The following is a 9245-nucleotide window of genomic DNA, read 5'->3' on the forward strand; positions in this document are numbered from 1 at the left end:
GCGTGCCTCCAATTATTTTTCATTCATCTCCCACAGCTGTGGAAGATGAATGATATTTATCAAATTGTTACTAGCGAGAATCGATTAATTGTTTAAACCAAGACGTTCGAAAATCATATCCACATTTTTAATGTGGTAGTTATAGTCGAAGCAGTCATCAATTTCTTCTTTTGATAGCAGTGATGTAATTTTTTCATTGCCTTCTACTAATGGTCGGAATTGTTTTTGTTCATCCCATGCAATAGCAGTCAATGGCTGAACTGTATCATAAGCTTCCTCACGCACCAATCCTTTTTCGATTAATGCCAGAAGGATACGTTGAGAATAAATTAAACCAAATGTACGATCCATGTTGCGTTTCATGTTCTCAGGGAAAACAGTCAAGTTTTTCACGATATTGCCGAAACGGTTCAGCATATAGTTTAAGCCGATTGTTGCATCCGGGATGATTACGCGTTCCGCAGATGAATGTGAGATATCACGCTCATGCCATAACGATACATTTTCATAAGCTGTTACCATATATCCGCGCAATAAACGCGCAATACCTGTCATGTTTTCAGAACCGATTGGGTTGCGTTTATGAGGCATTGCAGATGAACCTTTTTGTCCTTTTGCAAATGCTTCTTCCACTTCACGCGTTTCTGATTTTTGGAGACCGCGTACTTCTGTTGCAAATTTTTCGATAGACGTTGCAATTAAAGCCAAAGTCGAGAAGTATTGTGCATGACGATCACGTTGTAACGTCTGTGTTGAAATTGGTGCAGCTTGCAGGCCTAATTTCTCGCAAACATATTGTTCAACGAATGGGTCGATGTTGGCATAAGTTCCAACAGCGCCGGACATTTTGCCAGTCTCGATCACTTTGGCAGCCGTGTCAAAACGCTCAAGGTTACGTTTCATTTCTTCACGCCATAGAGCAAGTTTCAAACCAAATGTAGTCGGCTCGGCATGGACCCCATGTGTACGTCCCATCATAACTGTGTATTTATATTCTTTTGCTTTTTCAGTCAGGATGTCGATGAAGTTCACGATATCCTTACGCAAAATTACGTTCGCTTGCTTGATTAAATAAGATAACGCTGTATCTACTACATCTGTTGAAGTTAAACCATAGTGAACCCATTTGCGTTCTTCCCCACAAGTTTCGGAAACGGCACGAGTAAATGCTACTACATCGTGGCGAGTTTCCTGCTCGATTTCATAGATGCGATTGATATCAAATGAAGCGTTTTGACGAAGTAATGCCACGTCTTCTTTCGGAATTTCACCAAGCTCGGCCCATGCTTCGCAAGCTAAAATTTCCACTTCCAACCAAGCTTTGAATTTGTTTTCTTCTGTCCAAATTGCGCCCATTTCCGGACGTGTATAACGTTCGATCATGTTTTCTTCTCCTTTTATTCCGACCAGATGCCAGAATGCTCGATTTCATAAAGTGTGTCGTCAATATTATCTGTCAAAATTGTTACATGACCCATTTTGCGATTCACTTTTGCCTCAGTTTTCCCATAAAGATGGATTGACCAATCAGCATGCTTAGAAATTGAATTGCTTAACGGCACTACATGTTGACCCAACACATTAACCATAATGGAAGGCTGCATCAGTTTCGGCACGCGAAGCGGCCATCCGCAGACAGCACGAATATGTTGGCCAAATTGAGAAATATTACAAGCTTCCATTGAATAATGGCCTGAATTATGCGGTCTAGGTGCAAGCTCATTGATGATGATTTCACCATTCTCCAAGACAAACATTTCTACTGCAAGGGTTCCTACAAGCTTCAGGTGATCTGCTATTTTTTTGGCAGCTTCAACAGCTTTTCTATAAGTTTCATCAGCAATCCGTGCAGGCACAATTGTTTCATGCAAAATGTGATGGACATGGATATTCTCTCCTACCGGCAGACAATATGTTTCTCCTTGTCCATTTCGTTGAACAATGACAGATATCTCTTTTTCAAAAGGAACGAACCCCTCAGCAACACATTGAGAATGCTCAAATAGTTTTTTTGCCAATGGCAGGTCTTCCTTTGAATTTAATTGTTGTTGACCTTTACCATCATAGCCACCACGTGCGGTTTTCACAATACTTGGATAGCCAATTTTATCGATTTCATTCACTAATTCTTCGTAAGTATCTGCTACTATGTATGGTGCTACAGGACAACCAGCTTCGACAATGGCCGCCTTTTCTGTAACACGATTTTGCGTGATGCGGACTAATTCGGCCCCCTGCGGAACATATGCTATTTGTGCTAGTCTTTTTAAACCTTCATAGTCGATGTTTTCAAATTCAAACGTGATGACGTCACTAACATCCGCTAATTCCTCTAAAGCCGCCTCGTCATCATACGGGGCAACAATTCGAATATCTGCAACCTGCCCACAAGGAGAATCCATTGATGGCTCAAGAACAGCAATCTTATAGCCGGCTTCTTTTGCCGAAAGGGCCATCATGCGACCTAATTGGCCTCCGCCAATGATGCCGATCGTCTGTCCAGGGAAAATCATTTTTGTCATAATAAGTCACCCGAGCTTTCCAGCACTTGCGCCTTAATGCTTTCGCGACGAGCTTCAAGTGTGTTTGCTAGTTCATGATCTGTTATCGATAATATTTGAGCAGCCAGCAGCCCTGCATTCGTTGATCCGGCTTTCCCGATGGCAACAGTTGCAACTGGCACACCACCCGGCATTTGTACAATTGACAACAATGAATCCAATCCATTTAATGCTTTAGATTGAACTGGTACACCAATTACAGGCAGAGTCGTTTTAGCAGCTACCATTCCCGGTAAATGCGCTGCTCCCCCAGCTCCTGCAATAATCACCTGGATTCCTCTTGAACGTGCATTTTCAGCATATTCAAACATAAGATCTGGTGTACGATGTGCCGAAACCACTTGTTTTTCATAAGGAACCTGTAATTCATCTAGAATATCACATGCATGTTTCATCGTTTCCCAGTCACTAGAACTTCCCATAATGACACCGATTTTTGGATTCATACCAATCTCTCCTTCAATCTTCGCCCCCGTTTTAACGATGACGCTTTACTTTCTTCAAAACACTCAAACTATTTTTAATCTATATTTCCATATAACATTGAATATAAAATATCCTGGTATAGGACTTATCTGGAGTCAGCAGGATACTTCATATAGATTGTTTAGGACAACCTCATCTATGAAAATCCGATTTCAATTAAAAAATCCTCAAATAATCCACTCTCTCTTACGCGAAGAAAGCAGAATACTTGAGGACATAAGTTTGAAAGAGAATGAAGTGAACATTGTATACACCCATGCCTTTCTATATGTCAAAAGCTTGCTTTCCCGCATAGTCCGACATTTTCGGTGTCGGGTAGAGACACTAGAGCCATATCCTCTAGCATATATGTGGGATGATACTATCTACTAATCCTTCCCCTCAATAGGCCGTGTTCATGTAATGTTCCATAAGTGGCCATCTAGGTGGTTAAGGTAAATGTTTGTAAGTCAAAAATTATTTCCTAATCACATTTTAACAATCCATGAATAGAAAATCAATGATAAAATGCGAACGATAAATTTTCAGAAAACGGTAATGTTCGGTTTTTGGTCATAAATCATTCATTCTTCCAATAATATACCTTTGAATTCTATTTTTTGACGCAAATACGTTGGTTCTCCATCTACCATATGAAATACAGGCTCTTCCCTTCGTCCCATAGGCATGTAACCTTGTATTTTCATGCGTTCCAGACATTGTTCGATTGTTTCATTCTCTTCTACTTCAAACCAAATTTGTTTTTTTCCCATATAAAATCCCTTTCAATCTTTGTAATTTCTTAGCAAGTTCAAGCATTAAAATTATTTTCGCATAAAGCGTTTTTATTCTTCTAGCTTTTTCAGCAGCAATCAAAGCGAATTCCTGATTTGTCATATACCATATCATAGTATTACAAAAACGGTGAATACAAATATTTTGTCGAATTATTTTTTCCAAAGCGAAGGGTTTTCTCATTAATTTCTAATGAAGTTTTTGTATGATTCTTTATAAGAAGAAAAAAAAGTGAGTTGATGAAATGACAAATAAAATATTAATTATCGAAGATGAAGAGAATATTGCCCGTGTTCTGCAGCTTGAGTTGGAATTCGAGGGTTATGAAACAGATATTGCCTATACAGGGACAAGTGGCTTAATCAAGTACAGGGAAGGAAGCTTCGATTTAATCCTTCTCGATTTAATGCTGCCCGAGATGCATGGCTTGGATGTTTTAAAGCGAATCCGCGCCACAGAACAAGCTACTCCCGTTATTCTACTGACAGCAAAAAGTGAAGTTGAAGATAAGGTAAAGGGTTTAAATCTCGGTGCCAACGATTATGTAACAAAACCCTTTGAAATTGACGAATTATTGGCACGTATCCGGAATTCCATCCGCTTTGCGAAACCCAAAAGTTCGGAAAAACCTGCAGAGGAGAAGGACATTCATCTATTAAGCTATGGACAGCTTTCGATTCATGAACAAACCCGTGAAGTGCTTTACTTTGACAAGTCGGTGGATTTAACACCCCGAGAATATGACTTGCTTCTTTATTTACTCAAACACCCAAAACAAGTACTTTCCAGAGAACAAATTTTGGAGGCTGTGTGGGGCTTTGATTATTTCGGGGATACCAATGTAGTGGACGTTTATATTCGCTATATCCGGCAAAAGCTTGGATTGGTAAACTCTACGGCTATCATTAAAACTGTAAGAGGCGTGGGCTATGTACTTAAGGAGTCCGCTCATGAAACTTAGGACGAAAATTCACCTCTTTACGACCTTACTTATGCTTTTTTTATTAGCATTGATGAATAGCGGGGTTTATCTGTTGTATGAGCAGCTTGCTATCAACACGGAATATAAGCAGTTAAAATCACGCGGCGAGGAACTTCTTGCTTCCTTTAGCCAACTAACCGATGGAGCAGCAACCGATCCAACAATTATACTGCGTACCTATATGCCAACGGATGGCGCAGTCCGTGTTCTAAATGAAGCTGGAAAACCAATCAGCTCTGTTCATGCTTCTCTGGAACTGGAAAATATCCAGTTACAATTAGGGAAAGACGAGAGTTATGCTAGAAGCGAAATAGATGGTATTCCTGTCATTATGATTGAAACTCCTGCTATTTGGACGGATGGCAGTGTTGTAAAATTGCAGCTGTTGCAGCGTTTAAATGAAGTCGCGATAAATGCCGATTTGTTAAAGTTAATTCTAGTCGCTGTAACCGCTATAATAGCTATCCCTCTCCTAATTTCAAATATGGCCCTCAGCCGAATTATCCTGAAGCCGCTGGAGCGTTTAAATCTAGCTATGAAGAAAAGCGGAACAGCTGGCACCTACGAAAAGATTGAAAAAGCAGATGGGGGAAAAGATGAGCTTGCAGAAATTGGCCGTACCTTCAACGGAATGATGGAAGCTCTTGAAACAAACTACAGAAAGCAGGAACAATTTGTATCGAATGCTTCCCATGAACTTAAAACCCCTCTGACGGTGATCGAAAGCTATGCAAAGCTTTTATTGCGCAGGGGCTTTACGAATGAAAAGGTAGCTAAAGAAGCCTTGGGAGCAATTGTGAATGAATCCGTCCGCATGAATGATTTAATCGTCCAAATGCTGGAGCTGGCAAAGAATAAAGAGCATGCTTCTCTTTCTATAAGCGAAATTGATATCTCCCTACTACTGGAAAGTACAGCATCCCAAATGCGCCAAGCCTATAACAGGACAGTGGAACTGCATGGAGTTGCATCTCTATTCATTCAATCGGATGAACAAAAACTAAAGCAACTTTTATTTATCATACTGGATAATGCACGTAAATATAGTGAGGACAAAATCATCATCACAACAGCACAGCAGGAGAAAACAATTTCCATCGCGATTCAGGACTTGGGCGAAGGGATTGCAGAAGATCAAATCCCTCAGCTTTTTGACCGCTTCTATCGCGTAAATAAAGATCGCAATAGAAAAACTGGAGGTACGGGATTAGGTCTTGCCATTGCCAAAGAACTTTCCGAAAAACTCCAAATTCAGATGAATGTTCAAAGTGAATTAGGTACAGGAACTTGTTTTACATTACTGATTCCTTTCATAATAGAAGGAAACAAGGAGGAGCGCAAATGACTACCTACACGAAATGGATGATTTCTTTAGTTGTACTGATGATAACCGTTACCGTGTTTGTCATTTGGCTCATCCAAGACCGTTTGTTCGAAACTACGGAACAATTGACTGTCGATGAAGCCTCCAAATTAGTTACTGACCTGTACGGTGGCTCTGTCGAAGATTTCGAAGAGAAAAACGATATTTACTATATGACATTACTAAGAAATCATCTAACTTATGATTTTCAAGTTGATTCAAAGACCGGCAATATATTGCAAGTAAGCAGCGTCGGCAATAAATCACCTGATGCGTTGACCAATGTAAAAACAAAAGATGAAATTCGAATCTTATTAAAGGATCAGCAAAGAGGAACGGTTCATTCTATTAGCTATAAGGATTCTGGTGAGGAACCTCAATATATAGTGGAGCTTACAGAACAGGAGACATTAAAAACCCTTATAGTTAACGCAATTACTGGTGAAATACTTTCCGAAAATATAAAACAACAAAATGCAAATGATCATCAGACTGTCACAATTATTTCCAGTGAGAAAGCAAAGCAAATTGCCCTCTCACAACTTAATGGCTCGGTGGAATATGTAGTGTATGAGGACGACAGTGAAGGTGGCTATTATCTCGTTGAAATAGACGGTGAGAACCAGGAAGCCACGTTCCAAATACATGCCATCTCCGGAAAAGTGATGTCCGTGTCTGATAATGATGACGATGAAGATGATAGTGACGCTGAAGAAGATGCCAATGACGATAACGACGATGATTAGAAAACATTAATGGAATTCTAATGGATTTCTAATCTTTCTCTCCCCTTCTTATAATTTTCCGCCAGTATGATAAAGGTATCAAATAAGTTAAAGGAGAGAAAAACATGAAAAAGATTATTTTGGTACCTGCATTATTGGGAGTTATGGGAATTGGGGGAATCATCGCTGTATCCGGAGAAAACATAGTAGGTTCTGCTGATACTTCTAAAGTATTAACAAAAAGTGAGATAGAAAAAAAAGCATTGGCTGAAGTTAAAGGCAAAATTACTGAAATTGATTTCGATACAGAAGGATCAAGAAAAGTTTACGAAGTGGAAGTGCTTACTGCAGAAACTGAGTATGACTTGAAATTCGACGCAGTTACAGGTGAATTATTAAGAAAAACCAAAGATGACCATTATGATGACGACAGAAATGCTAATACAAATACTTCTACAAATAATAGCATAAATACAAATACTTCTACAAATAATAGCATAAATACAAATGGAACAACTCAAGCCCCATCAACTAATCAGCAGAATCAAGATGATAACTATGATGACCGTTACGATGATGATCATGATGACGATGATGACGACGACAGCTACGATGATGATCGTTATGATGATGACGATGACGACGACCGTTATGATGACTAATAAGTAAACAAGAAGGGAGTAAAAACACTATTGTTTTTACTCCCTTTTCTAATATAAGGAATTAATCCAATTGGTTGGTGTTTAAAATTTCAGGCTGCACCATTGCAATTGAGGCTTTGTTCATTTCCTGTTTAATAACAAATAGTATATCTTGTTGTACGTTATATTTTACTTGTATATCATTTGATGGGATAAAATAGCTTACGAGCATTCGGTAATAGTCTGCGTGAAATTCATCAATATATACAAGTATTAATTCTTCGTTCGAAATATTTGGATGCAATATTATTTGTTTATTGATTTCACTGCATAAATTCCTCATTTCCTCTTCCGTATGCTTTGATGATAAATAATAGTAGGTTTGAATTTTACGCTTCTCCCTCGTTGTTGTATTATATATCGGCCTGTTCATTAGATAGGCGTTCGGGACATAAACAGTCCCTTTATCCGAAGTAGCAATCAGAGTAGAACGCAGATTAATATCCAAAATGACGCCTTCAATTTTATTATCCTCCGTAGCGATCAGATCCCCTACTTTAAATGGCTTATCAAATGCCATCGATAATCCGCCGAAGATGTGTGAGGAAGTATCACGAACCCCAAAAGCCAGGGCTACACTGGTAAGCCCAATCCCCGTTAAAAATCCATTCAGGTTAAAATGCCATAATGAAGCAATCAATACAATCGCTAAAATAGCTAGTAGGGCATTAATTACCCGCAGTGTAAAAGGCGTCAATCGGGTTGATTTACTTATATCCAAATGAAATGCCTCGGGATGGTTTGCATAATAATCCAAAACATCCATAAGTCCTTTGATGAAGTAAAACACCATCAATGAATAGAAGAAGTTCCGCATTGCCGGATTCTGGAATAAAGAGACCTCAATCATGTATGACAGGGCAAAGTAGACAATTCCAGTAAATATGGCATGGCGAATCTCTCGGCTAAAATGTTCGATTATCCTGGCAGTCATTAATTTTGATTTCTTTTCAAAGAAACCTGCTATTTTTTTTATAATATATTTTAATAAGTAATGTTGAAGCAGCCATCCAAAAATAACAATAACCACAGCAACCAAAATATCCGTCCAAGTTGGCTCAATCAAATCCGGAAATAACCAACGAATAGATTTATCCACTTCTCTTGCTCCTATCTTCAGTTATACTAAATAATAATTTTGTTCCTTTTATTTCAAACTTTTATAATGATACCATCCTAATCCTTTATATACAATTTGGGCTACCTGTTATTTTTTTTACTCTGAGTGAGCAGGTGCAAACCCAATGTAGTCGTTTATTAGACGAACTGAAGCTAGAGAGAAAGCATACGGTAGCGAAGCTAAAGGATTACGACGGGTGTGGTACTAGCAAGGAGGGTAAAACGTAGCAATGAAGGTTTTTTTACACCGATTTGATACATGAGAATGCGTAAACCGTAGCAATGAATTCTTCCTTCTCTCACAGGTGCCCCCATCTACCATCAACGCCGGTCTACGAAGCGCAATGACACGGCGTAACCAGAGTCTTCTGCGTCAAGCCGATGCTCATATACAAAGTACATTGCGCCTCGTTCTCCTTGATTCCTTGTTAGCCTTGGTCCTCCCACTTCTCGAGTTTGTTCTTCCGTATCTCTTACTGCTTCTTATCCGCGCCGATCAACCTTCGGTTTCTGGCATGGTTGGTGGCTTTTTCT

Annotated in this window: 10 protein-coding genes and 1 riboswitch; of the genes, 4 read left to right on the plus strand and 6 right to left on the minus strand. The window is 39.2% G+C overall.

Annotation, left to right across the window (positions count from 1 at the left end):
- Window positions 1-84: 84 nt before the first annotated feature.
- The 5 genes from purB to QYB95_RS15240 all read right to left on the minus strand — a co-directional run bounded on the left by purB (window position 85) and on the right by QYB95_RS15240 (window position 3923).
- Window positions 85-1383, minus strand: a complete 1299-nt coding sequence (gene purB, locus QYB95_RS15220; RefSeq protein ID WP_301139222.1) for an adenylosuccinate lyase — start codon at window positions 1381-1383, stop codon at window positions 85-87.
- A gap of 14 nt (window positions 1384-1397) precedes the next feature.
- Entirely contained in the window at window positions 1398-2522 is a 1125-nt protein-coding gene (purK, locus tag QYB95_RS15225) for a 5-(carboxyamino)imidazole ribonucleotide synthase (RefSeq protein WP_301139223.1), read from the minus strand.
- Window positions 2519-3007, minus strand: coding sequence for a 5-(carboxyamino)imidazole ribonucleotide mutase (gene purE, locus QYB95_RS15230; protein WP_301139224.1), 489 nt, complete (start codon window positions 3005-3007; stop codon window positions 2519-2521). Before purE ends, purK begins: the two co-directional genes overlap by 4 nt.
- 312 nt (window positions 3008-3319) lie before the next feature.
- Window positions 3320-3419: riboswitch (purine riboswitch) on the minus strand.
- A gap of 191 nt (window positions 3420-3610) precedes the next feature.
- Window positions 3611-3799: an NETI motif-containing protein gene (locus QYB95_RS15235; protein ID WP_301139225.1), complete on the minus strand. Its 189-nt coding sequence runs from the start codon at window positions 3797-3799 to the stop codon at window positions 3611-3613.
- Window positions 3774-3923 (minus strand): hypothetical protein, encoded by a 150-nt coding sequence (locus QYB95_RS15240; protein ID WP_301139226.1) that lies wholly within the window; start codon window positions 3921-3923, stop codon window positions 3774-3776. Before QYB95_RS15240 ends, QYB95_RS15235 begins: the two co-directional genes overlap by 26 nt.
- Window positions 3924-4065: 142 nt before the next feature.
- Between QYB95_RS15240 and QYB95_RS15245 the strand changes: the two genes are divergently transcribed.
- The 4 genes from QYB95_RS15245 (at window position 4066) to QYB95_RS15260 (ending at window position 7553) form a co-directional block, all read left to right on the plus strand.
- Window positions 4066-4782: a response regulator transcription factor gene (locus QYB95_RS15245; RefSeq protein ID WP_301139227.1), complete on the plus strand. Its 717-nt coding sequence runs from the start codon at window positions 4066-4068 to the stop codon at window positions 4780-4782.
- Window positions 4772-6148 (plus strand): sensor histidine kinase, encoded by a 1377-nt coding sequence (locus tag QYB95_RS15250; protein WP_301139228.1) that lies wholly within the window; start codon window positions 4772-4774, stop codon window positions 6146-6148. The genes QYB95_RS15245 and QYB95_RS15250 overlap by 11 nt, the downstream gene beginning before the upstream one ends.
- Window positions 6145-6912 (plus strand): PepSY domain-containing protein, encoded by a 768-nt coding sequence (locus QYB95_RS15255; RefSeq protein ID WP_301139229.1) that lies wholly within the window; start codon window positions 6145-6147, stop codon window positions 6910-6912. The genes QYB95_RS15250 and QYB95_RS15255 overlap by 4 nt, the downstream gene beginning before the upstream one ends.
- 143 nt (window positions 6913-7055) lie before the next feature.
- Complete coding sequence (locus tag QYB95_RS15260) at window positions 7056-7553, plus strand: PepSY domain-containing protein (RefSeq protein WP_301139230.1); 498 nt, start codon at window positions 7056-7058, stop codon at window positions 7551-7553.
- 61 nt (window positions 7554-7614) lie between these two features.
- On the opposite strand, the gene QYB95_RS15265 is transcribed toward QYB95_RS15260, so the two are convergent.
- Window positions 7615-8691 (minus strand): mechanosensitive ion channel family protein, encoded by a 1077-nt coding sequence (locus QYB95_RS15265; protein ID WP_301139231.1) that lies wholly within the window; start codon window positions 8689-8691, stop codon window positions 7615-7617.
- Window positions 8692-9245: the final 554 nt, after the last annotated feature.

This window comes from Ureibacillus aquaedulcis, assembly GCF_030418165.1.
Lineage (GTDB): Bacteria > Bacillota > Bacilli > Bacillales_A > Planococcaceae > Ureibacillus > Ureibacillus aquaedulcis.